This window comes from Pseudomonas sp. NFIX49 (genome assembly GCF_900115915.1).
Taxonomy (GTDB): Bacteria; Pseudomonadota; Gammaproteobacteria; order Pseudomonadales; family Pseudomonadaceae; genus Aquipseudomonas; species Aquipseudomonas pharyngis.
The window spans coordinates 618834-642355 of the sequence record NZ_FOYE01000002.1 but is presented as its reverse complement, the minus strand read 5'-3'; the positions used below and the strand labels follow the sequence as shown (position 1 = coordinate 642355).

The window sequence follows — 23522 nt, the reverse complement described above, 5'->3', positions numbered from 1 at the left end:
ACTGGAACGCTGTAACGTGGCTTACATCAACCGCTTGCGTTCGCTCGAAGGCGCGATCCCGAGGGATTCGCGGTACTTGGCGACCGTGCGGCGAGCCACCTGAATGCCTTGTGCCTCCAGTAAACCAGCGATCTTGCTGTCACTCAACGGCTTTTTCTGATTTTCCGCGGCAACCAGTTTCTTGATGATCGCGCGGATCGCCGTGGACGAGCATTCACCGCCCTCGGAGGTGCTCACATGGCTGGAGAAAAAGTATTTCAGCTCATATATGCCCCGTGGGGTATGCATGAATTTTTGCGTGGTTACGCGGGAAATCGTCGACTCGTGCATGCCTACCGCTTCCGCGATGTCATGCAGGACCAACGGCTTCATGGCTTCGTCGCCATACTCCAGAAAACCGCGCTGATGCTCGACGATCTGGGTGGCCACTTTCATCAGGGTTTCGTTGCGGCTTTGCAGGCTCTTGATGAACCAGCGGGCTTCCTGCAACTGATTGCGCATGAAGGTGTTGTCGGCGCTGGTGTCGGCGCGGCGCACGAAACCGGCGTACTGGGCGTTGACCCGCAGGCGCGGCACCGACTCCTGGTTGAGCTCGACCAGCCAGCGCTCGTTGTCCTTGCGCACGATGACGTCAGGCACCACGTATTCGGCTTCGGTGGACTCGATCTGCGAACCGGGGCGCGGGTTGAGGCTCTGCACCAGTTCGATGACCTGACGCAGCTCGTCTTCCTTGAGCTTCATGCGGCGCATCAACTGGCTGTAGTCGCGGCTGCCGAGCAAGTCGATGTAATCGGTGACCAGGCGCTTGGCTTCGGCCAGCCAAGGGGTCTTGGCCGACAGCTGGCGCAATTGCAGCAGCAGGCATTCGCCCAGGTTGCGTGCGCCGATGCCGGCCGGTTCGAATTGCTGGATGCGGTGCAGGACGGCTTCGATCTCGTCCAGCTCGATGTCGAGTTCCGGATCAAAGGCGTCGAGGATTTCTTCGAGGGTTTCGTCCAGGTAGCCCTGATTGTTGATGCAATCGATCAGGGTGACAGCGATTAGGCGATCGGTGTCGGACATCGGTGCCAGGTTCAACTGCCACAGCAGGTGGCTTTGCAGGCTCTCGCCGGCGGAGGTGCGGGTGGTGAAGTCCCACTCGTCATCGTCGCTGCTCGGCAGGCTGCTGGCGCTGGTCTGGTAGACGTCTTCCCAGGCGGTGTCGACGGGCAGTTCGTTGGGGATTCGCTCGTTCCATTCGCCGTCTTCGAGGTTATCGACTGTCGGCGCGGTCTCCTGATAGGAGGGTTCCTGGATCTCGGTGTTGGGCTTCTGTTCGGCGTTGTCGGCCATGGGATCGGAGTTGTCGAAGTCGTCGCCGTCTTCCTGGCGTTCGAGCATCGGATTGGATTCCAGAGCCTCCTGGATTTCCTGTTGCAGATCCAGGGTCGACAATTGGAGCAGGCGGATGGCCTGTTGCAGCTGCGGTGTCATCGTCAGCTGCTGGCCCATTCTCAAGACTAGCGATGGTTTCATGGCAGGGGCTTAACACCTTATTCGCCGGCGCTATGCGCCATCCACTACAGGGCGCCGGAGCGCCAAACTTAAGCAAATTATATGCCTGAAACTGTCGTGTTTGCCTAGAGCGCTGTAACAATAAAAGCGTAGAAAAAAGGCGCTTCAACGTTACAGCACCCGGACGGCTGGTCGGATGCTGTCGCGCTTACAGGCGGAACTCGTGACCCAGATAGACTTCCTTCACCAGATCGTTGGCGAGGATGGTCGCGGAGTCGCCCTCGGCGATCAACTGGCCGTCATTGACGATGTAGGCGGTTTCGCAGATATCCAGCGTCTCACGGACGTTGTGGTCGGTGATCAATACACCGATACCCTTGGCCTTGAGGTGGTGGATGATCTGCTTGATGTCGCCGACCGAGATCGGGTCGACACCGGCGAACGGTTCGTCGAGCAGGATGAACTTCGGTGCCGTGGCCAGTGCGCGGGCGATTTCCACGCGACGGCGCTCACCACCGGACAGGCTCATGCCGAGGTTGTCGCGGATGTGGCTGATATGGAATTCCTGCAGCAGGCTTTCCAACTCCTTGCGACGACCGGCCTTGTCGAGCTCCTGACGGGTCTCAAGGATGGCCATGATGTTGTCGGCTACCGACAGTTTGCGGAAGATCGACGCTTCTTGCGGCAGATAGCCGATACCGGCCTTGGCGCGACCGTGCATCGGCTGATGGCTGACGTCCAGATCGTCGATCAATACGCGACCCTGATCGGCCTGGACCAGGCCGACGATCATGTAGAAGCAGGTGGTCTTGCCGGCGCCGTTCGGGCCGAGCAGGCCGACGATCTGACCGCTGTCGATCGACAGGCTGACGTCGCGCACGACCTGGCGGCTTTTATAGGCCTTGGCCAGGTGCTGAGCTTTCAGAGTTGCCATTACTGGGTTTTCTCGTCGGTTTTCTTCTTCGGCTGGATCACCATGTCAATGCGCGGACGCGCTTCGGTGACCTTGTTGCCGGTGGCACGACCAGCGCTGGCCAGCTTTTTCACCGTGTCATAGACGATTTTCTCGCCCTGAGTGGTGTTGTTGTCCTTGTCGACGACTTTCGCCTTGTCGATCAGCACAACGCGGTTTTGCGCGGCGTGGTACTGAATGGTCACGCCCCAGCCCTGTACAGGCTTGGTGTCGCCCGCCGTCTGCAACTGCTCGAAGTAGGCAAGGTTGCCCACCGAGGTCACGACGTCGATATCGCCGGTCTGGGTGCGGGTGATGGTCACGGTGTTGCCTTTGACGATCATCGAACCCTGAGTGATGATTACGTCACCTTTATAGGTAGCAACGCCGTTCTTGTCGTCCAGCTGGGCATCGTCGGCCTGAATACGGATTGGCTGCTCTTGATCGTTCGGCAGAGCCCAGGCGCTCACGCTTCCCAGTGCTGCGCCCAGACTGAGCAAAATAGGGAGGGTTTTAACGAGCCTCATACTGTCCTCTTACGTTCGATAGCAGGTGTATCCTGCTTTCCTTCAAATACGCTTTCATTCCTACGCCAGTCGATACACCGCCAGCGCCGTCGATTCTAACGGGTTGCTGGGTCTGCGCATATTGCTGCTGCGGGAACACCGTCATGCGAGTGGAGGTGATCAGGGTGTCGCGGTTCTTTTCGTCGGTGCGCTTGACGCGTACCGAGTCGATCAGCTCGACCTCGGTGCCACCGGAGTTCACTTCACCGCGTTCGCTGGTCACGTGCCACGGGAAGTCGGTGCCACGGAACATGTTCAGATCGGGCTTGGTGACCAGTGTAATGTCGGTTGCCTTGACGTGCTCGGCCTTGTCGGACGTCATTTCGTACTGCACTTTGCCGTCTTCGAGGTACTGGATCGTGTGCGTATTGGTCGCGTACCAGTCGATCGGGCTTTCCTCTGCCGAAACCGGCGGTTTGTCGAGGAAGCGTTCCGGGCTGATGTTCCAGTAGCCGACCGCACCGAAAATCGCCGCGATGCAACCGAACAGCAGGATGTTGCGAAACTTTTTGCTAAACATGGTTGGACTCACAGGTACGCGTTGTTGGCGGCGTCGAGGCTGCCTTGGGCGCGCAGGATCAGTTCGCAGAATTCGCGGGCGGCACCTTCGCCGCCACGGGCGTGGGTGACGCCGTGAGCGTGTTCGCGCACGAAGGCTGCTGCGTTGGCCACGGCCATGCCCAGCCCCACGCGACGGATCACCGGCAGGTCGGGCAGGTCGTCACCGAGATAGGCGACTTGTTCATAGCTTAGGCCCAGTTGCTCCAGAAGACCGTCGAGAACGACCAGTTTGTCTTCGCGACCCTGAAACAGGTGCGGGATCCCCAGGTTCTTCGCCCGACGCTCGACCACCGGAGTCTTGCGACCGCTGATGATGGCGGTCTGTACGCCGGCGTTCATCAGCATCTTGATGCCCTGGCCATCGAGCGTGTTGAAGGTCTTGAATTCACTTCCGTCTTCAAGGAAGTACAGGCGCCCGTCGGTGAGGACGCCGTCGACGTCGAAAACCGCCAGTTTGATGGCCTTGCCGCGTTGCAGCAGATCGGTGCTCATTTACATCACTCCTGCGCGCAGCAGATCGGAGAGGTTGAAGGCGCCGATCGGGCGATCCTCTTCATCTACGACAACCAGCGCGTTGATTCGGTGGTCTTCCATGATTTTCAGGGCTTCGGCCGCGAGCATCTCGGCGCGGGCGGTCTTGCCGTGCACGGTCATCACCTGGTCGATGGTGGCGCTGTGGATATCGATGCTGCGATCCAGGGTGCGACGAAGGTCGCCGTCAGTGAAGATCCCGGCCAGTTTGCCGTCCGCTTCAAGAATGACGGTCATGCCCAGACCCTTGCGAGTCATTTCCATCAGCGCGTCCTTGAGCAGGGTGCCGCGCTGTACCTGTGGCAGCTCATGACCGGCGTGCATGACATTTTCCACTTTCAGCAGCAGGCGTCGGCCCAATGCACCGCCCGGGTGGGAAAAGGCGAAGTCTTCGGCGGTGAAACCGCGCGCTTCCAGCAGTGCCACGGCCAGGGCGTCGCCCATGACCAATGCGGCGGTGGTCGAGGAGGTCGGCGCCAGGTTCAGCGGGCAGGCTTCGTGCTCGACGTGCACGTTGAGATTGACCTCTGCCGCTTTGGCCAGCGGCGACTGTGGGTTGCCGGTGACGCTGATCAGCTGGATGCCCAGGCGCTTGATCAGTGGCAGCAGGGTGACGATTTCGTTGGTGGAGCCGGAGTTCGACAGGGCCAGGATCACGTCGTCACGGGTGATCATGCCCATATCGCCGTGACTGGCCTCGGCCGGGTGTACGAAAAACGCCGGGGTGCCGGTGCTGGCCAGGGTCGCGGCAATCTTGTTGCCGATGTGCCCGGACTTGCCCATGCCGACCACGACAACACGGCCCTTGCTGGCCAGAATCATCTCGCAAGCGCGTACGAAATCGGCGTCGATATGGGGCAACAAGCCTTGTACGGCTTCCACTTCGAGGCGGATGGTGCGTTGTGCCGATTGAATCAGGTCGCTGGTTTGGCTCATGTCAGAAATCGTATAGCCCGATGAAAAGGCGGCGATTATAGCGGTTATGTTGAAAAGCCTCACGCAAGTTCGTCGTGCTTTGTCATTCCTCGTTACCAAATCTCTGCAAATAAGGCGTCAAGCCCTTCAACTCGCAGAATGCGGGCCGGTGCAGGCCTTGGGCGCTTGCCCTTTGCAGTGATATAGTTCGCCGCCAGTTCGGCCTGCCCGGGATGTAGGGGCTTTCCTCAGAAAGCCAGGCGTCCGAGTGAGAGGCTGCATCGCAAGGAGTTTAGATGAGTGCCGATAACGCCTACGCGGTCGAGCTGAAGGGAGTCTCCTTCAAGCGCGGTGCGCGGAGCATTTTCAATAACGTCGATATCCGCATCCCGCGCGGCAAGGTCACCGGCATCATGGGGCCTTCCGGGTGTGGCAAGACCACACTGTTGCGCCTGATGGGCGCCCAGTTGCGGCCATCCAAGGGCGAGGTCTGGGTCAACGGCCAGAACCTGCCGAAGCTGTCGCGCAGCGATCTGTTCGATGCGCGCAAGCACATGGGCGTGCTGTTTCAGAGTGGCGCCCTGTTCACCGATCTCGATGTGTTCGAGAACGTCGCCTTCCCGCTGCGTGTTCATACCGACCTGCCGGACGAGATGATCCGCGACATCGTCCTGCTCAAATTGCAGGCAGTGGGGTTGCGCGGTGCGATCGAGCTGATGCCTGACGAGCTGTCCGGCGGCATGAAGCGCCGGGTCGCCCTGGCCCGGGCCATCGCCCTCGATCCGCAGATCCTCATGTACGACGAACCGTTCGTCGGCCAGGATCCGATCGCCATGGGTGTGCTGGTTCGCCTGATCCGTCTGCTCAACGATGCGCTGGGAATCACCAGCATCGTGGTGTCCCACGACCTCGCCGAAACCGCGAGCATTGCTGACTACATCTATGTGGTCGGTGATGGCCAGGTATTGGGGCAGGGCACGCCGGACGAACTGATGGGCTCGGACGATCCGCGTATCCGCCAGTTCATGACCGGTGAACCCGACGGCCCGGTGCCGTATCACTTTCCAGCGCCGGATTACCGCGCAGATCTTCTGGGGAAGCGCCGCTGATGCGCAGAATTACATTAATGGAGCGTGTGCGTCGTTTCGGCCTCGCCGGAATCGACAGCGTCGCAGTGTTCGGGCGTTCGACCCTGTTCCTGTTTCATGCCCTGCTCGGGCGAGGCGGCATCGGCGGCGGGTTTGGCCTGCTGGTCAAGCAGCTGCATTCCGTCGGCGTGATGTCGCTGGTGATCATCGTGGTGTCCGGGATTTTCATCGGCATGGTACTGGCGCTGCAGGGCTTCAACATTCTGTCGAGTTACGGTTCGGAGCAGGCTGTCGGGCAGATGGTGGCGCTGACCCTGTTGCGTGAGCTGGGGCCGGTGGTGACCGCGCTGTTGTTCGCCGGTCGTGCCGGTTCGGCGCTGACGGCGGAAATCGGCAACATGAAATCCACCGAACAGCTGTCCAGCCTGGAAATGATCGGGGTCGACCCGCTCAAGTACATCATTGCCCCGCGTCTGTGGGCCGGCTTCATTTCCCTGCCGGTGCTGGCGATGATCTTTAGCGTGGTCGGCATCTGGGGCGGTTCGTGGGTCGCCGTTGACTGGCTGGGTGTCTACGAAGGTTCCTACTGGTCGAACATGCAGAACAGCGTGAGCTTCGGTGACGATGTGCTCAACGGCATCATCAAAAGTGCAGTATTCGCTTTTGTCGTCACCTGGATCGCCGTATTTCAAGGCTATGACTGCGAACCCACTTCCGAGGGGATCAGCCGTGCCACCACCAAGACCGTGGTTTACGCCTCGCTGGCAGTACTCGGCCTGGACTTTATTCTGACCGCTTTGATGTTTGGAGATTTCTGATGCAAAACCGCACCCTGGAAATCGGTGTCGGCCTGTTCCTGCTGGCAGGGATCCTGGCTTTGTTGCTGCTGGCCCTGCGGGTCAGTGGCCTGTCTCCGACTTCGACCACCGATACCTACAAGCTTTACGCGTATTTCGACAATATCGCCGGTTTGACGGTCAGAGCCAAAGTGACCATGGCGGGTGTGACCATCGGCAAGGTCACCGCGATCGATCTGGACCGCGACAGCTTCACCGGTCGGGTAACCCTGCAAGTGGACAAAAGCGTCGACAATCTGCCGACCGACTCCACAGCATCTATCCTGACAGCGGGTCTGCTGGGCGAGAAGTACATCGGTATCAGCGTGGGCGGCGAAGACACCCGCCTCAAGGATGGTGGAACCATCCACGACACGCAGTCGTCTCTGGTACTGGAAGACCTGATCGGTAAATTCCTGCTCAATACCGTTAGCAAAGACGCCAAATGAGGAGCTTTTGAATGATCTCTACCTTGCGACGTGGCCTGTTGGTGTTGCTTGCGGCACTGCCGCTGGTGGCTAACGCCGTGGCGGCACAATCGGCGCACGATCTGGTTCAGGACACCACGAACCGGATGCTCGCCGACCTGGCGGCCAATAAAGAGAAGTACAAGCAGGATCCGCAGGATTTCTATACGGCGCTGAACACCATCGTCGGCCCTGTGGTCGATGCCGAGGGCATTTCCAAGAGCATCATGACGGTCAAGTATTCGCGCAAGGCAACCCCGGCGCAGATGAAGACCTTCGAGGAAAACTTCAAGCGCGGCCTGTTCCAGTTCTACGGCAACGCCTTGCTCGAGTACAACAACCAGGGCATCACCGTGGATGCGCCCAAGGATGAGTCGGGCGACCGCACCAGCGTCGGCATGACCGTCCAGGGCAACAACGGCGCGATCTATCCCGTGTCGTACACCCTCGAGAAGATCAACGGCGAGTGGAAACTGCGCAATGTGATCATCAACGGCATCAACATCGGCAAGCTGTTCCGTGACCAGTTCGCCGACGCGATGCAACGCAATGGCAACGATCTGGACAAGACCATCAACGGCTGGGCCGGTGAAGTCGCCAAGGCCAAGCAGTCGGCCGAGCAGAACGAGAAGCCTGCCCAATGACCGAGTCGGCCATTCGTCTGGATGAAGCCAGTGAGCTGCAGCTCAGCGGCGTCCTGGATTACCGCACCGGCCCTGACCTGCGCGAGCAGGGCCGGGCGCTGATCAAGTCGTGCACCGCGCCAGCATTGGTGATCGATTGCTCGGCGGTGGAGAAGTCCAGCAGCGTCGGTCTGTCGCTGCTGCTGTGCTTCATTCGCGATGCAAAGGCTGCCGGCAAGGCGGTCAGCATCCGCGGGATGCCTGAAGACATGCGCGAAATTGCTCAGGTCAGCGAACTGACCGAGCTGTTGGCGCAACCCTGAACCCGCATCTATAGAGAAGCCCCCCGTCAGAGTCCTGCGCAGCGGGGTTCGCAGGCGCGGGGCTTTTTTGTATGATGTCCGACCCGTGCGCACAGGGCGCCGATTGAGGTTGAGCATGCAGGCCATAGAAGTGAAGAGCTTCCTTGAAGGAAAGCTGCCAGGAACGCTGGTGGAAGTTGAAGGCGAAGGCTGCAACTTTCAGCTGAACGTGATTAGTGATGAACTGGCGGCGTTGAGCCCGGTCAAGCGTCAGCAAAGCATCTATGCCCATTTGAACCCTTGGATCGCCGATGGCAGCATCCACGCGGTCACTATGAAATTTTTCAGCAGCGCGGCCTGGGCCGAGCGCACCTGAGCCCTAGGGCGTCGAGATTCTTATGGATAAATTGATTATTACCGGTGGCGCTCGTCTTGATGGCGAGATCCGCATCTCCGGGGCGAAGAACTCCGCCCTGCCGATCCTGGCCGCCACCCTGCTGTGCGATGGCCCGGTTACCGTCGGCAACCTGCCGCACCTGCACGACATCACCACCATGATCGAGCTGTTCGGTCGCATGGGCATCGAGCCTGTGATCGACGAGAAGCTCAGCGTCGAAATCGACCCGCGCACCATCAAGACCCTGATCGCTCCGTACGAACTGGTGAAAACCATGCGTGCGTCGATCCTGGTGCTTGGCCCGATGGTTGCGCGCTTCGGTGAAGCCGAAGTTGCACTGCCTGGCGGTTGCGCCATCGGTTCGCGTCCGGTCGACCTGCACATCCGTGGTCTGGAAGCCATGGGCGCGGTCATCGACGTCGAAGGCGGCTACATCAAGGCCAAGGCGCCTGAGGGCGGCCTGCGCGGCGCGCATTTCTTCTTCGATACCGTCAGTGTGACCGGTACCGAAAACATCATGATGGCTGCCGCTCTGGCCAAGGGCCGCAGCGTGTTGCAGAACGCCGCTCGCGAACCTGAAGTGGTCGACCTGGCGAACTTCCTCAACGCCATGGGCGCCAAGGTATCCGGTGCCGGCACCGACACCATCACCATCGACGGCGTCGAGCGTCTGGGGTCGGCTTTCTACAAGGTCATGCCTGACCGAATCGAAACCGGCACCTACCTGGTGGCCGCTGCGGTTACCGGTGGCCGTGTGAAGGTCAAGGACACCGATCCGACCATCCTCGAAGCCGTTCTGGAAAAACTCCGTGAAGCCGGCGCAGAAATCACCTGTGGTGAAGACTGGATCGAGCTGAACATGCACGGCAAGCGTCCGAAAGCGGTCAACGTGCGCACTGCGCCGTACCCGGCGTTCCCGACCGACATGCAGGCGCAGTTCATTTCGCTCAACGCCATTGCCGAAGGCACCGGTGCCGTGATCGAGACGATCTTCGAAAACCGCTTCATGCACGTGTACGAACTGCACCGCATGGGCGCCAAGATCCAGGTCGAAGGCAACACGGCCATCGTCACCGGCACCGAAATCCTCAAGGGCGCGCCGGTCATGGCTACCGACCTGCGGGCTTCGGCAAGCCTCGTGATCTCGGCCCTGATGGCTGAAGGCGATACCCTGATCGACCGCATCTACCACATCGACCGTGGTTACGAGTGCATCGAGGAAAAACTGCAGATGCTGGGCGCCAGGATCCGTCGCGTTCCGGGCTAGTCGCTGCATCTGGACACAGGGAAGTGTCCGTTGAATTCGTTTTGATCGGGGGTGGCAACGCCCTCGATGTATGTCCGGCGCCGATTGCGACCGGGCATGAGTACCTTGATAAGGACTGACGTTTCCCATGTTGACCATCGCACTGTCCAAGGGCCGCATCCTTGACGACACCCTGCCGCTTCTCGCCGAAGCGGGCATCGTGCCGACCGAGAATCCGGACAAGAGCCGCAAGCTGATCATCCCCACGACCCAGGAAGACGTTCGCCTGTTGATCGTGCGGGCCACCGACGTGCCGACCTATGTCGAGCATGGCGCGGCCGACCTCGGCGTTGCCGGTAAAGACGTGCTGATGGAATACACCGGTCAGGGCCTGTACGAGCCGCTGGATCTGCAGATTGCCCAGTGCAAGCTGATGACCGCCGGCAAGGTCGGCGCGGTCGAGCCCAAGGGCCGCCTGCGCGTCGCCACCAAATTCGTCAATGTCGCCAAGCGTTACTACGCCGAGCAGGGCCGTCAGGTCGACATCATCAAGCTGTATGGCTCGATGGAGCTGGCACCGCTGATCGGTCTGGCTGACAAGATCATCGACGTGGTCGACACCGGCAACACCCTGCGTGCCAACGGCCTGGAACCCCAGGAACTGATCGCCACGATCAGCTCGCGTCTGGTGGTGAACAAGGCTTCGATGAAAATGCAACACGCCCGAATCCAGGCGTTGATCGACACCCTGCGCAAGGCAGTGGAGTCTCGACACCGCGGCTGATGTACCTGCGCGACGTTAAGTCGCGCCCGTCTATCCGCCTCATAGCCAGAATCTCAGGTGCCCAAGCGGATCGAATGGTAATTTCGGGCGCCTGAGTTTTTTGCCATTCCTATGAGGCTCTCGCTATGACCGCACCGACTGCAATTCGCCGACTCAACGCTGCTGACCCGGATTTCGCGCATCATCTGGATCATCTGCTGAGCTGGGAAAGTGTGTCTGACGACTCGGTCAATCAGCGGGTGCTGGACATCATCAAGGCTGTGCGCGAGCGCGGTGATGCGGCGCTGGTCGAGTTCACCCAGAAATTCGACGGCCTCGAAGTCGCTTCGATGGCGGACCTGATCCTGCCGCGCGAGCGTCTGGAACTGGCCCTGACCCGCATCACCGTGCCGCAACGCGAAGCGCTGGAAAAAGCCGCCGCCCGCGTGCGCAGCTATCACGAAAAACAGAAGCAGGACTCCTGGAGCTACACCGAAGCCGACGGCACCGTGCTGGGTCAGAAGGTCACGCCACTGGATCGCGCCGGTCTGTACGTGCCGGGCGGCAAGGCGTCGTACCCGTCCTCGGTGTTGATGAACGCGATTCCGGCCAAGGTCGCCGGCGTGACCGAAGTGGTCATGGTGGTGCCGACCCCGCGCGGTGAAGTCAACGAGCTGGTGCTGGCGGCGGCATGCATCGCCGGCGTTGATCGGGTGTTCACTATCGGCGGCGCGCAAGCCGTTGCCGCATTGGCCTATGGCACCGAAAGCGTGCCGCAGGTGGACAAGGTCGTCGGTCCGGGCAACATCTATGTTGCCACGGCCAAGCGACACGTATTCGGTCAGGTCGGTATCGACATGATCGCCGGCCCGTCGGAAATCCTCGTGGTATGCGACGGCCAGACCGACCCGGACTGGATCGCCATGGACCTGTTCTCCCAGGCCGAGCACGACGAAGACGCCCAGGCGATCCTGGTCAGCCCGGACGCCGAGTTCCTCGACAAGGTCGCCGCGAGCATCGACAAGCTGCTGCCGACCATGGATCGCGCAACCATCATCGAAACCTCGATCAACGGCCGTGGTGCCCTGATCCACGTGCGTGACATGACCCAGGCCATCGAAGTCGCCAACCGCATCGCCCCGGAACACCTTGAGCTGTCGGTCGCCGACCCGCAGGCCTGGCTGCCGCAGATCCGCCACGCCGGCGCGATCTTCATGGGCCGCCACACCTCCGAGGCGCTGGGCGACTACTGCGCGGGTCCGAACCACGTGCTGCCGACCTCCGGCACCGCGCGTTTCTCCTCGCCGCTGGGCGTGTATGACTTCCAGAAACGCTCGTCGATCATCTTCTGCTCCGAAGACGGTGCTTCGGAACTTGGCAAGACCGCCTCGATCCTGGCCCGTGGCGAATCGCTGAGCGCCCACGCGCGCAGCGCCGAATACCGCATCAAAGACGAAGTGAAGGGGAACTGAGCATGAGTAAATTCTGGAGCCCGTTCGTCAAGGATCTGGTGCCTTACGTGCCGGGCGAGCAGCCGAAGCTGACCCGTCTGGTCAAGCTCAACACCAACGAAAACCCGTACGGCCCGTCGCCCAAAGCCCTGGCGGCGATGCAGACCGAACTCAACGACAACCTGCGCCTGTACCCGGACCCGAACAGCGATCTGCTGAAAAACGCCGTCGCCAAGTACTACGGCGTACAAAGCAATCAGGTGTTCCTCGGCAACGGTTCGGATGAAGTGCTGGCGCACATCTTCCACGGTCTGCTGCAACACGATCAGCCGATCCTGTTCCCGGACATCAGCTACAGCTTCTATCCGGTGTACTGCGGCCTTTACGGCGTCAAGTTCGATTCGGTGCCGCTGGACGCGCAGTTCCAGATCAACCCGGCGGACTACGCCAAGCCGAACGGCGGGATCATCTTCCCTAATCCGAACGCACCAACCGGTTGCCTGCTGGCGCTGGAAGCGGTCGAGCAGATTCTCAAGGCCAGCCAGGATTCGGTGGTGGTGGTCGACGAGGCCTATATCGACTTCGGCGGAGAAACTGCGATCAGCCTGGTGGACCGTTATCCGAACCTGCTGGTGACCCAGACCCTGTCCAAGTCCCGTTCGCTGGCGGGCCTGCGGGTCGGTCTGGCGGTCGGCCATCCGGACCTGATCGAGGCGCTGGAGCGGATCAAGAACAGCTTCAATTCCTACCCGATCGATCGCATGGCGAATGTCGGCGCGGCGGCGGCGTTCGAGGATCGCGAGTACTTCGACAAGACCTGCGCACTGGTCATCGAGAGTCGGGAATGGGTGGTTGCACAGTTGCAGGCCAAGGGCTTTGAAGTGCTGCCATCGGCGGCAAACTTCATCTTCGCCCGGCATCCGCAACACGATGCGGCAGGGCTGGCGGCCAAGCTGCGTGAGCAGGGCGTGATCGTGCGCCACTTCAAGCAGGAGCGGATTGCCCAGTTCCTGCGGATCTCGATCGGCACGCCGGAGCAGAATCAGGCGTTGATCGACGGTCTGGGCGACCTCTAAATTTTTATAGAAAATGCAGAGGATTCTGTGTTGCAGGGATAAACATGGAATCCTCTTTAAGAATTATATTTTCTTTTTTTTTTGTCAGTGCTTTGCGGGTACTGATTAGATCTGAAGAGTAGGCGTTGTACCAATCAGATTGATGCAAAGTCTGTTTCTGAATTACTGCGCTAATTCCAGTTGATTTCAAAATTCCCGTCGATTTTTTTGCCACTTCCATCGGTAAATTCAAATGATCCGGAGGTATTCAGATTTTGGGAGAACTTTACAGTCACTCGTCCTGTTACTGCACTATAACGCTTGTTGTTATAGTCCAAAGTCCAATTGATGTAGGGTTTGTTCTCGAAATCAATCGGGTAGAGGTAGGTGGACTCTGTATTCGGCTTCGCGCTTTTGGCATAGCCGATGATAATACCTTTTCCGTTGTTTCTTCCTGCTAAATAACCGCCGTAGTCATCCGAAAATTCATGCCGCTCTACATCGTTGAAATATATGGGCGAGCTGCCGTCAATTCGCACAGTAAAGTGGCCGACTTGTTTAACCGAAGCCATGATTTTCATTCCTTGGTAAGAAGCTATTTTTAAGAGGCGTTTAATAAACTTGTTGCATTGGTGATGCTAGTTTCACGTGATTCGGTTAGCTACTGTCAGAAATGACAGGTTCTTAGAACTTTTTGCGATAATTCTCCGCTCAATCAGAGGGAGTCGTGTGGCGCTTCAGGCAGGAGCGGATTGCCCAGTTCCTGAGGATCTCGATCGGCACGCCGGAGCAGAATCAGGCGCTGATCGATGGGCTCGGCGATTTATGATTGTTGAATAAGCACAGTTCCCGCTTTGTCGGCGGGGACTGTGCGGATCAGCGGTCATGGCTCTGTTCTTGAACAGACTTATTCGAGACGTTTTTGGGCTTTGAATGTAATTTTTGCAACATCGCCGCTCTCGGAAATCATTTCAATGGTTGCGTCAATACTTCTGTAACCAGTTGAGAATGTTCCGGTGGTCGAGCCGGTTCTAGGATAGTGCAGTTTATTTTCGTACTTTAAAGCCCAGCCAAAATGATGGTCTGTGACGCCGCGTTCGTAAAACTGTTGAAAGTTATATTGTGTTTTGGCAAGCAGGCTAACGACAAAGACATCATTGTCTGTCCCCCCCCTCGGGTGAGCCGTCAGCCGGTTTTTATGTAATTTGCGGTCATCAAGCCGCTATTGAAGAAAACAATTTTCGACGTAAGCCTTTTACCCTGCCATTCGATGTTGGCCTCTCCGATGTCGAAGCTTGGTTCATCCTTGCTGTCTGGTAGTTTTTTGAAATCGTACGGTTGTTGAGTTGTCATGGTTCTTCCTTTCAGAAACGAAGTTGATGGGATCAAACTCAACTCTCTGTGGCCGAGTTGCGGAAGCTCAACATTAATAGACAGACGAACCGAGCTCACCTGTCATATCTGACAGGTGAGCTAGATTCATTGGTTTGGAAAGTTATCGCGAACGCAATCAAAGGACATTCAGACACATTGCATGTCTGGGTGAGGGGGCGGCGCGAACGCCCCCGCTTTCATAGCCATTTGGGGCGAGTCTTACTCTTCTTTTTCCTTCATCGGTGCCGGCGGCGGACGCAGACCGATCTCGGCGGTCAGCTTCAACTCCTTGCCATTGCGCATCACCTGAATCGTGACCTTGTCGGTCGGCTTGATCCGTGCAACCTGATTCATCGACTTGCGGCCATCGCCCGCCGGCTCGCCATCGATGCTCAGGATCACGTCACCCAGTTGCAGGCCGGCCTTCTGGGCCGGGCCGTCGCGGAAAATCCCCGCCACGACGATTCCCGGACGCCCGGACAGGCCAAACGACTCGGCCAGTTCCTGAGTCAGCGGTTGTACTTCGATGCCGAGCCAGCCGCGAATCACCTGGCCGTGCTCGATGATCGATTTCATCACTTCCATCGCCAGTTTCACCGGGATCGCAAAACCGATGCCCTGGGAGCCGCCGGACTTGGAGAAAATCGCGGTGTTGATGCCGGTGAGGTTGCCGTTGGCGTCGACCAGTGCGCCGCCGGAGTTGCCCGGGTTGATCGCCGCGTCGGTCTGGATGAAGTCTTCGTAGTTGTTCAGGCCCAGCTGATTACGGCCGGTGGCGCTGATGATGCCCATGGTCACGGTCTGGCCGACGCCGAACGGGTTGCCGATGGCCAGTGCGACGTCGCCGATGCGGATGTTGTCGGAGCGGCCGACGGTGATCGACGGCAGGGTTTTCAGGTCGATCTTCAGGACTGCGAGGTCGGTTTCCGGGTCGCTGCCGATCACTCGGGCCAGGGTTTCGCGACCGTCCTTGAGCGCCACGACGATCTGGTCGGCACCGCTGGTGACGTGGTTGTTGGTCAGGATGTAGCCTTCCGGGCTCATGATCACCCCGGAGCCGAGGCTCGATTCCATGCGCTTCTGCTTCGGCGAGTTGTCACCGAAGAAGCGGCGGAACTGCGGGTCTTCGAACAGCGGATGGCTTGGTTTGTTGATGACTTTGGTGGTGTACAGGTTAACCACCGACGGCGCGGCGATGCTCACCGCGTCGGCATAGGACACCGGCCCCTGCTGCACGCTGGTGGTCTGCGGGGCCTGTTGCAGGTTGACGTCGAGGCTCGGAAGCCCGACCCACTGCGGGTAACGCTGAATAATCAACAGAGCGATAAGCACGCCGGCCAACAGCGGCCAGCCGAAAAAACGCAGCGCCTTGAGCATTAAGCACGTCCTGGAAAAGTTGCAGGCGGGGTCAGACCGCCCATAATGTCGCGCATTATACGAGGCCGCGCGTGCCTCTGAACGGGATATTTAGGAGTCTTTCATGGCCGTCGCCCTGAGCACCCTGGTCGAAGAAGCCGACCGTTACCTTGGCAGTGCGAAAATTGCCGATTATTGCCCCAATGGTCTGCAGGTCGAGGGCCGTCCGCAGGTGATGCGCATCGTCAGTGGTGTCACCGCCAGCCAGGCGTTGCTCGATGCCGCCGTCGAAGCCGAAGCCGATCTGGTGCTGGTGCATCACGGTTATTTCTGGAAGGGCGAGAACCCGTGCATTACCGGCATGAAGCAGCGCCGTTTGAAGACGCTGCTCAAGCACGACATCAGTCTGCTCGGTTATCACCTGCCGCTGGATCTGCACCCGGACGTCGGCAATAACGTGCAACTGGCCCGTCAGCTGGACATCACCGTCGAAGGGCCGCTGGATCCGGACAATCTGAAGATCGTCGGTCTGGTCGGTTCACTGAGCGAGCCGATGACTCCGCGTGACTTCGCTCGCAAAGTGCAGGAAGTCATGGGCCGTGAGCCGCTGCTGGTCGAAGGCAGTGCGATGATCCGCCGTGTTGGCTGGTGCACCGGCGGCGGTCAGGGCTACATCGACAACGCCATCGCTGCCGGCGTCGATCTGTTCCTCAGCGGCGAAGCCTCCGAGCAGACGTTCCACAGCGCCCGGGAAAACGACATCAGCTTCATCGCCGCCGGCCACCACGCCACCGAACGCTATGGCGTGCAGGCGCTGGGCGATTATCTGGCGAAACGTTTTGCGCTGGAGCACATCTTTATCGATTGCCCGAATCCGATCTGAGCGCCCGAACAGGCAGGCATATTCATATACCCTTTCGATCTAGTTGGCGTCCTGATTAGAAGGGGTCGCTGTGCTAGGATTCCCCGCTCGAACACGGCCCGCTGGCCGTTCATAAGAAAGCTTTCGTGAGTAGCCATGGTCGACAAACTGACGCATCTGAAACAGCTGGAGGCGGAAAGCATCCACATCATCCGCGAGGTGGCCGCCGAGTTCGACAACCCGGTGATGCTGTACTCCATCGGTAAAGACTCCGCCGTGATGCTGCATCTGGCACGCAAGGCGTTCTTCCCGGGCAAACTGCCGTTTCCGGTGATGCACGTCGACACCCGCTGGAAATTCCAGGAAATGTACAAGTTCCGCGACAAGATGGTCGAAGAGCTTGGCCTGGACCTCATCACTCACATCAACCCCGATGGCGTGGCGCAGAACATCAACCCGTTCACCCACGGCAGCGCCAAGCACACCGACATCATGAAGACCGAGGGCCTGAAGCAGGCACTCGACAAGCATGGTTTCGACGCCGCTTTCGGCGGTGCCCGTCGCGATGAAGAGAAGTCCCGCGCCAAGGAGCGCGTCTACTCGTTCCGTGACAGCAAACACCGCTGGGACCCGAAGAACCAGCGTCCCGAGCTGTGGAACGTCTACAACGGCAAGGTCAACAAGGGCGAATCCATTCGTGTGTTCCCGCTGTCGAACTGGACCGAGCTGGACATCTGGCAGTACATCTACCTCGAAGGCATCCCGATCGTACCTTTGTACTTCGCCGCCGAACGCGAAGTGATCGAAAAGAACGGCACGCTGATCATGATCGACGACGAGCGCATCCTCGAGCACCTGTCCGATGAGGACAAGGCGCGCATCGTCAAAAAGAAAGTGCGTTTCCGTACCCTTGGCTGCTACCCGTTGACGGGCGCGGTGGAGTCCGAGGCCGAAAGCCTGACGGACATCATTCAGGAAATGCTCCTGACGCGAACTTCCGAGCGCCAGGGCCGGGTCATCGACCACGATGGCGCAGGCTCGATGGAAGACAAGAAACGTCAGGGGTACTTTTAAGCTTCGAGTTACAAGCCGCAAGCTGCAAGTTAAAGGCGGTATGCGTAACTTTGCAGTTTGGTGCTTGCAGACGGTTGCTGTGAGCCGGAATCGGATGGCTCGTAATGGATTTCGAGAAGCTGGTTGTTTGGCAGCGAAGCAAGTGTCTGGCAGTGGGGATCTACAGAGAGTTCGCACGATGTGGGGATTTTGGATTCAAGGACCAAATCACCCGCTCAGCACTTTCAGTGCCTTCCAATATCGCCGAGGGCATGGAGCGTCGTAGTACCAGAGAAAAAATTCATTTTCTTTGGGTTGCGAAAGGCTCTTGTGGGGAGTTGCGAACCCAGGTCCTTATTGCTCGAGACATTGCATATATCGCAGACCCGCTGGCTGAAAACTGGATTATGGAAACTCGCGAGCTTTCTCGAATGCTGGGCGGGTTGATTAACAAAATTTCTGACTAGCTGTACGCCGACAAGCTTGCCGCTTGAAGCTTACAGCTCGGAGCTTGAATGCAATGAGCCACGCATCTGATTTGATCAGCGAGGACATCCTCGCCTACCTGGGCCAGCACGAACGTAAAGAGCTGCTGCGCTTTTTGACCTGCGGTAACGTCGATGACGGCAAGAGCACCCTGATCGGGCGCCTGCTGCACGACTCGAAGATGATCTACGAAGATCACCTCGAAGCCATCACCCGCGACTCGAAGAAAGTCGGCACCACCGGTGACGACATCGACCTGGCATTGCTGGTCGACGGCCTGCAGGCCGAGCGCGAGCAGGGCATCACCATCGATGTCGCCTACCGCTATTTCTCCACCGCCAAGCGCAAATTCATCATCGCCGACACCCCCGGCCATGAGCAGTACACCCGCAACATGGCCACCGGTGCGTCCACCTGTGACCTGGCGATCATCCTGGTCGACGCCCGTTACGGCGTGCAGACCCAGACCCGCCGCCACAGCTTTATCGCATCCCTGCTGGGCATCAAGCACATCGTTGTTGCCATCAACAAGATGGACCTCAAGGGCTTCGATCAGGGCGTGTTCGAGTCGATCAAGGCCGACTACCTGAAGTTCGCCGAAGGCTTGAAGATGAAGCCGACCAGCATGCACTTCGTGCCGATGTCCGCTCTGAAGGGCGACAACGTGGTGAACAAGTCCGAGCGCTCGCCGTGGTACACCGGCCAGTCGCTGATGGAAATCCTCGAGACCGTGGAAGTGGCGGGCGACCGCAACTTCACCGATCTGCGTTTCCCGGTGCAGTACGTCAACCGTCCGAACCTGAACTTCCGCGGTTTCGCCGGCACCCTGGCCAGCGGCATCGTCAAGAAGGGCGACGAGGTCGTGGTGCTGCCGTCAGGCAAGAGCAGCCGCGTGAAATCCATCGTCACTTTCGAAGGTGAACTGGAACACGCCGGCCCTGGCCAGGCCGTGACGCTGACCATGGAAGACGAGATCGACATCTCCCGTGGCGACCTGCTGGTACACGCCGACAACGTTCCGCCAGTGACCGACAGCTTCGAAGCGATGCTGGTATGGATGGCTGAAGAGCCGATGCTGCCGGGCAAGAAATACGACATCAAGCGCGCCACCAGTTACGTGCCGGGCTCCATCGCCAGCATCGTCAACAAGGTCGACGTCAACACCCTCGAAGAGGGCCCGGCGAGCGCGTTGCAGCTCAACGAAATCGGCAAGGTGAAGATCGCGCTCGACGCGCCGATCGCCCTCGACGGTTACGACAGCAACCGCACCACCGGCGCGTTCATCGTCATCGACCGTTTGACCAACGGCACCGTCGGCGCCGGCATGATCGTCGCCCAGCCGGTGACCCACGGTACGGCTACGCATCACGGCAAACTGGCCCATGTAGCGACCGAAGAACGCGCTCAGCGTTTCGGTCAGCAACCGGCTACCGTGCTGTTCAGCGGCCTGTCCGGTGCTGGCAAGAGCACCTTGGCATACGCGGTCGAGCGCAAGCTGTTCGATCTGGGGCGTGCGGTGTTTGTGCTGGATGGCCAGAACCTGCGTCACGATCTCAACAAGGGTCTGCCGCAGGATCGCGCCGGTCGCACCGAGAACTGGCGTCGTGCCGCGCATGTGGCGCGTCAGTTCAACGAAGCGGGTCTGCTGACGCTTGCGGCGTTTGTGGCGCCGAGTGCTGAAGGTCGTGAGCAGGCGAAGGATCTGATTGGCAAGGATCGTCTGCTGACGGTTTATGTTCAGGCGTCGCCGACTGTTTGCGCCGAGCGTGATCCGCAAGGTCTGTATGCTGCGGGTGGCGACAACATTCCGGGCGAATCCTTCCCGTATGACGTGCCGCTGGATGCTGATCTGGTGATCGACACCCAGTCGCTGTCGCTGGATGAAAGCGTCAAGCAGGTGCTGGATCTGCTGCGCAAGCGTGGCGCGATTTAAGCGTTCGCTGCAAAAAGAAAACCCGCAGACAAGCGATTGTCTGCGGGTTTTTTATAGATCGTTCCCACGCTCTGCGTGGGAATGCCTCATTGGACGCTCCGCGTCCGCTTCGACAGGGACGCAGAGCGATTCCCACGCAGAGCGTGGGAACGATCAGTGCCTCAAGGTGCGAACGATCGATTAGCGGCGATCCGGATACTCGCGGTGCATCTGTTCGAGCAACGCATCCTTGTCTTGCCACAGCTGGTTGATCCAGCCTTGGAATTGCAGGCGGTATTCGCCGTCCTGGTCGTAGTTTTTGCCGATGAACTGCGGTGGGATTTTCAGTTCTTCGAAGTGCACCACTACGTCTCGGACGTTGCCGCACAACAGATCCCAGAAGCCAGGGCGTCCGCCCGGGTAGTGGATGGTGACGTTGACGATCGATTCCAGCTGTTCGCCCATCGCATCCAGCACGAATGCGATGCCGCCGGCCTTGGGCTTGAGCAGGTATTTGAACGGTGATTGCTGCTGCGCATGCTTGCCTTCGGTAAAGCGTGTGCCCTCGACGAAGTTGAAGATGCCTACCGGATTGTCGCGGAATTTCGCGCAGGTCTTGCGGGTGGTTTCGAGGTCTTTGCCTTTCTTTTCCGGGTGCTTCTGCAGATAGGCTTTTGAATAGCGCTTCATGAACGGGAAGCCCAGTGTCCACCACGCCAGGCCGATGACCGGGACCCAGATCAGTTCCTGCTTGAGAAAGAACTTCAACGGCTGGATGCGCCGGTTGAGCACGTATTGCAGCACCAGGATGTCGACCCAGCTCTGGTGGTTGCTGGTGATCAGGTACGAGTGCTGGTAGTCCAGGCCTTGCAGGCCGCTGAGGTGCCAGCGGGTGCGGCGGACCAGGTTCATCCAGCCTTTGTTGTTGCTGATCCAGGCCTCGTGGGTGTGGCTCATCAGCCAGCGCGAGGTGCGGCGTGCGAGGTCGAACGGCAGCACTTTGATCAGCGCCACGAGAAACAGGAACGAGCACAGCAGGATCGTGTTCAGCGCCAGCAGCAGCGCGGCGATCACGCCGCGCAGGGGGGCAGGGAGAAAAGCCAGCATCGGGTCAGATATCCAGAGGTCGGTTGGCAGCCTGAATCGCGGTCAGGGCGATGGTGTAGACGATGTCATCGACCTGCGCGCCGCGCGGCAGATCGTTCACCGGTTTGCGCAGGCCTTGCAGCATCGGGCCGAGGCTCACGCAATCGGCGCTGCGCTGCACGGCTTTGTGGGTGGTGTTGCCGGTGTTCAGGTCGGGGAACACGAACACCGTGGCGCGACCGGCCACCTGGCTGTTCGGCGCCAGTTGCCGGGCCACGGTTTCGTTGGCGGCGGCGTCGTACTGCAACGGCCCGTCGATCAGCAGCGAGTGCTGTTGTTCGTGGGCGAGCAGGGTGGCTTCGCGGACTTTCTCGACTTCTTCGCCGGTGGCGGATTCGCCGCTGGAGTAGCTGATCATCGCCACGCGCGGGGTGATGCCGAAGGCGGCGGCCGAGTCGGCGCTTTGCAGGGCGATCTCCGCCAGTTCGCTGGCGCTCGGGTGCGGGTTCATCACGCAGTCGCCGTAGACCAGTACTTCCTCGGGAAACAGCATGAAGAACACCGACGACACCAGCGTGCAGCCCGGCGCCGTCTTGATCAACTGCAAGGCCGGGCGGATGGTGTTGGCGGTGGTGTTGATGACGCCGGAAACCAGCCCGTCGACTTCATCCAGCGCCAGCATCATGGTGCCGATCACCACGGTGTCTTCCAATTGCTGCTCGGCCATCGGCGCGTTGAGGCTTTTGCTCTTGCGCAGGGCGACCATCGGTTCGACGTAGCGCTCACGGATCAGGTCCGGATCGAGAATTTCCAGCCCCGGCGGCAACACGATGCCCTGGGCCCGGGCGACGGCTTCGACGTCCGCCGGTTTGGCCAGCAGCACGCAACGGGCAATCCCGCGCTCCTGACAGATCGCCGCCGCCTGCACGGTGAGCGGTTCGCTGCCTTCGGGCAGGACGATGCGTTTGTTGGCCGCCTGGGCACGTTGAATCAACTGATAACGGAACACCGCTGGCGACAGGCGCATTTCCCGTGGCGTGCCGCAGCGCTGGTGCAGCCAGTTGGCATCCAGATGGCTGGCGACGAAATCGGTGATGATCTCCGCACGTTCGCGGTCATCGACGGGGATTTCCTTGTTCAGGCCGTTGAGCAGGTTGGCCGTGTCGTAGGAGCCGGTGCTCACCGACAACACCGGCAAACCGGCCTGCAAAGCACCACGGCACAAGTCCATGATGCGTGGGTCGGGCAGGGTGTCGCTGGTCAGCAGCAGGCCGGCCAGCGGCACACCGTTGATGGCCGCGAGGCTGACCGCGAGGATGATGTCGTCGCGATCGCCGGGGGTCACCACCAGCACGCCGGGCTTGAGCAGATCCACGGTGTTGCGCATGGTGCGCGCGCAAATGATGGTCTTGGTCATGCGCCGGGTTTCGTAGTCGCCGGCGTTGAGCACCTGGGCGCCCATCAGGTCGGCGACGTCGCGGGTGCGCGGGGCGTTGAGTTCAGGCTGGAACGGAATGCAGCCGAGCAGACGGAAATCCCCCGTGCGCAGCAATGGCGAATGCTCTTTCAGACGCGCGGCGAAGGCGTCCATGCTTTCGTCGGTCTTGACCTTGTTGAGGATCACGCCGAGGACTTTCGGGTCTTTCGGCCCACCGAACAACTGCGCCTGCAACTCGACGCGGCCGGACAGCTCGGTCAGCACTTCGTTTTCCGGGGCCGAGACCAGAATCACCTCGGCATCCAGGCTCTTGGCCAGGTGCAGGTTGACCCGCGCGGCGTAGCTGGCGCTGCGGGTCGGCACCATGCCTTCGACGACCAGTACGTCTTTGCCGATGGCGGCCTGCTGGTAGAGAGTGATGATTTCTTCAAGCAACTCGTCGAGCTGGCCGTCGCCGAGCATCCGCTCGACGTGGGCCAGGCCCAGTGGCTGCGGCGGTTTCAGGCCGTGGGTGCGGGCCACCAGCTCGGTGGAGCGCTCAGGGCCGGTGTCGCCCGGATGCGGCTGGGCGATCGGTTTGAAGAAGCCGACTTTCAGCCCGGCCCGTTCCAGCGTACGCACCAGCCCGAGGCTGATGGAGGTCAGACCCACACCAAAGTCGGTGGGCGCGATAAAAAAAGTTTGCATGCGGATTCTCTAAGGGTGCAT

At 59.7% G+C, this 23522-nt stretch carries 25 protein-coding genes and 1 pseudogene; 15 read left to right on the top strand and 11 right to left on the bottom strand.

The features are described 5' to 3' along the window. Positions 1-21: 21 nt before the first annotated feature. The 6 genes from BMZ46_RS07440 to BMZ46_RS07415 form a co-directional block, all read right to left on the bottom strand. Positions 22-1515, bottom strand: coding sequence for an RNA polymerase factor sigma-54 (locus tag BMZ46_RS07440; RefSeq protein ID WP_011332472.1), 1494 nt, complete (start codon positions 1513-1515; stop codon positions 22-24). Positions 1516-1702: 187 nt separating this feature from the next. Next, a complete protein-coding gene (lptB, locus tag BMZ46_RS07435; protein WP_007953572.1) occupies positions 1703-2428 on the bottom strand; it encodes an LPS export ABC transporter ATP-binding protein in 726 nt (241 codons plus the stop codon). Beyond that, positions 2428-2973 carry a lipopolysaccharide transport periplasmic protein LptA gene (gene lptA / locus BMZ46_RS07430; protein ID WP_074691817.1) on the bottom strand — a complete coding sequence of 182 codons (546 nt, stop codon included), beginning with the start codon at positions 2971-2973 and terminating at the stop codon, positions 2428-2430. Before lptA ends, lptB begins: the two co-directional genes overlap by 1 nt. Next, positions 2960-3532, bottom strand: coding sequence for an LPS export ABC transporter periplasmic protein LptC (gene lptC / locus BMZ46_RS07425; protein WP_007953568.1), 573 nt, complete (start codon positions 3530-3532; stop codon positions 2960-2962). The genes lptA and lptC overlap by 14 nt, the downstream gene beginning before the upstream one ends. Positions 3533-3540: 8 nt before the next feature. Beyond that, entirely contained in the window at positions 3541-4065 is a 525-nt protein-coding gene (locus BMZ46_RS07420) for a KdsC family phosphatase (protein ID WP_074691813.1), read from the bottom strand. Then, entirely contained in the window at positions 4066-5040 is a 975-nt protein-coding gene (locus tag BMZ46_RS07415) for a KpsF/GutQ family sugar-phosphate isomerase (RefSeq protein WP_039769296.1), read from the bottom strand. Between the two features lie 275 nt (positions 5041-5315). On the opposite strand from BMZ46_RS07415, the gene BMZ46_RS07410 reads away from it, so the two are divergent. The 10 genes from BMZ46_RS07410 to hisC all read left to right on the top strand — a co-directional run bounded on the left by BMZ46_RS07410 (position 5316) and on the right by hisC (position 13268). Continuing rightward, positions 5316-6128, top strand: coding sequence for an ATP-binding cassette domain-containing protein (locus tag BMZ46_RS07410; RefSeq protein ID WP_039769298.1), 813 nt, complete (start codon positions 5316-5318; stop codon positions 6126-6128). Continuing rightward, on the top strand, positions 6128-6925 hold the full coding sequence (mlaE, locus tag BMZ46_RS07405) for a lipid asymmetry maintenance ABC transporter permease subunit MlaE (protein ID WP_007953561.1): 798 nt from the start codon (positions 6128-6130) through the stop codon (positions 6923-6925). The genes BMZ46_RS07410 and mlaE overlap by 1 nt, the downstream gene beginning before the upstream one ends. Then, positions 6925-7392 (top strand): outer membrane lipid asymmetry maintenance protein MlaD, encoded by a 468-nt coding sequence (gene mlaD, locus BMZ46_RS07400; protein ID WP_007953559.1) that lies wholly within the window; start codon positions 6925-6927, stop codon positions 7390-7392. Before mlaE ends, mlaD begins: the two co-directional genes overlap by 1 nt. Before the next feature lie 11 nt (positions 7393-7403). After that, entirely contained in the window at positions 7404-8054 is a 651-nt protein-coding gene (locus tag BMZ46_RS07395) for an MlaC/ttg2D family ABC transporter substrate-binding protein (protein WP_074691810.1), read from the top strand. Continuing rightward, a complete protein-coding gene (locus BMZ46_RS07390) occupies positions 8051-8356 on the top strand; it encodes an STAS domain-containing protein (RefSeq protein WP_039769302.1) in 306 nt (101 codons plus the stop codon). The genes BMZ46_RS07395 and BMZ46_RS07390 overlap by 4 nt, the downstream gene beginning before the upstream one ends. A gap of 115 nt (positions 8357-8471) precedes the next feature. Beyond that, entirely contained in the window at positions 8472-8711 is a 240-nt protein-coding gene (locus BMZ46_RS07385) for a BolA family protein (protein WP_074691807.1), read from the top strand. A gap of 22 nt (positions 8712-8733) precedes the next feature. Further along, positions 8734-9999 carry a UDP-N-acetylglucosamine 1-carboxyvinyltransferase gene (murA, locus tag BMZ46_RS07380; protein WP_074691804.1) on the top strand — a complete coding sequence of 422 codons (1266 nt, stop codon included), beginning with the start codon at positions 8734-8736 and terminating at the stop codon, positions 9997-9999. Positions 10000-10126: 127 nt separating this feature from the next. Continuing rightward, positions 10127-10762, top strand: a complete 636-nt coding sequence (gene hisG / locus BMZ46_RS07375) for an ATP phosphoribosyltransferase (protein WP_007953554.1) — start codon at positions 10127-10129, stop codon at positions 10760-10762. Positions 10763-10887: 125 nt separating this feature from the next. Further along, positions 10888-12213 carry a histidinol dehydrogenase gene (gene hisD / locus BMZ46_RS07370; RefSeq protein ID WP_039769310.1) on the top strand — a complete coding sequence of 442 codons (1326 nt, stop codon included), beginning with the start codon at positions 10888-10890 and terminating at the stop codon, positions 12211-12213. Positions 12214-12215: 2 nt separating this feature from the next. Further along, positions 12216-13268, top strand: coding sequence for a histidinol-phosphate transaminase (gene hisC, locus BMZ46_RS07365; protein ID WP_039769312.1), 1053 nt, complete (start codon positions 12216-12218; stop codon positions 13266-13268). 170 nt (positions 13269-13438) lie between these two features. On the opposite strand, the gene BMZ46_RS07360 is transcribed toward hisC, so the two are convergent. Beyond that, positions 13439-13819 (bottom strand): hypothetical protein, encoded by a 381-nt coding sequence (locus BMZ46_RS07360; protein ID WP_039769315.1) that lies wholly within the window; start codon positions 13817-13819, stop codon positions 13439-13441. A 149-nt stretch (positions 13820-13968) separates the two neighbouring features. Here BMZ46_RS07360 and BMZ46_RS29000 point away from each other — a divergent pair. Further along, positions 13969-14076 (top strand): annotated as a pseudogene (locus tag BMZ46_RS29000) (hypothetical protein); the annotation flags it as partial. Positions 14077-14432: 356 nt separating this feature from the next. On the opposite strand, the gene BMZ46_RS29305 reads toward BMZ46_RS29000, so the two are convergent. Further along, positions 14433-14600: a hypothetical protein gene (locus tag BMZ46_RS29305; RefSeq protein WP_160292523.1), complete on the bottom strand. Its 168-nt coding sequence runs from the start codon at positions 14598-14600 to the stop codon at positions 14433-14435. Positions 14601-14840: 240 nt separating this feature from the next. Next, on the bottom strand, positions 14841-15998 hold the full coding sequence (algW, locus tag BMZ46_RS07355) for a Do family serine endopeptidase AlgW (protein ID WP_039769316.1): 1158 nt from the start codon (positions 15996-15998) through the stop codon (positions 14841-14843). A 103-nt stretch (positions 15999-16101) separates the two neighbouring features. On the opposite strand from algW, the gene BMZ46_RS07350 reads away from it, so the two are divergent. The 4 genes from BMZ46_RS07350 to cysN all read left to right on the top strand — a co-directional run bounded on the left by BMZ46_RS07350 (position 16102) and on the right by cysN (position 20311). Further along, entirely contained in the window at positions 16102-16860 is a 759-nt protein-coding gene (locus tag BMZ46_RS07350; protein ID WP_011332485.1) for a Nif3-like dinuclear metal center hexameric protein, read from the top strand. A 135-nt stretch (positions 16861-16995) separates the two neighbouring features. Further along, positions 16996-17913, top strand: coding sequence for a sulfate adenylyltransferase subunit CysD (gene cysD, locus BMZ46_RS07345; RefSeq protein WP_007912374.1), 918 nt, complete (start codon positions 16996-16998; stop codon positions 17911-17913). A 104-nt stretch (positions 17914-18017) separates the two neighbouring features. Then, positions 18018-18359 carry a four helix bundle protein gene (locus tag BMZ46_RS07340; protein ID WP_039769318.1) on the top strand — a complete coding sequence of 114 codons (342 nt, stop codon included), beginning with the start codon at positions 18018-18020 and terminating at the stop codon, positions 18357-18359. A 53-nt stretch (positions 18360-18412) separates the two neighbouring features. After that, positions 18413-20311, top strand: a complete 1899-nt coding sequence (gene cysN, locus BMZ46_RS07335) for a sulfate adenylyltransferase subunit CysN (RefSeq protein ID WP_039769320.1) — start codon at positions 18413-18415, stop codon at positions 20309-20311. A gap of 180 nt (positions 20312-20491) precedes the next feature. Here cysN and BMZ46_RS07330 read toward each other — a convergent pair whose 3' ends face one another. Continuing rightward, a complete protein-coding gene (locus tag BMZ46_RS07330; RefSeq protein ID WP_074691801.1) occupies positions 20492-21397 on the bottom strand; it encodes an acyltransferase in 906 nt (301 codons plus the stop codon). A gap of 4 nt (positions 21398-21401) precedes the next feature. Further along, positions 21402-23501, bottom strand: coding sequence for a phosphate acetyltransferase (gene pta, locus BMZ46_RS07325; protein ID WP_074691798.1), 2100 nt, complete (start codon positions 23499-23501; stop codon positions 21402-21404). Positions 23502-23522: the final 21 nt, after the last annotated feature.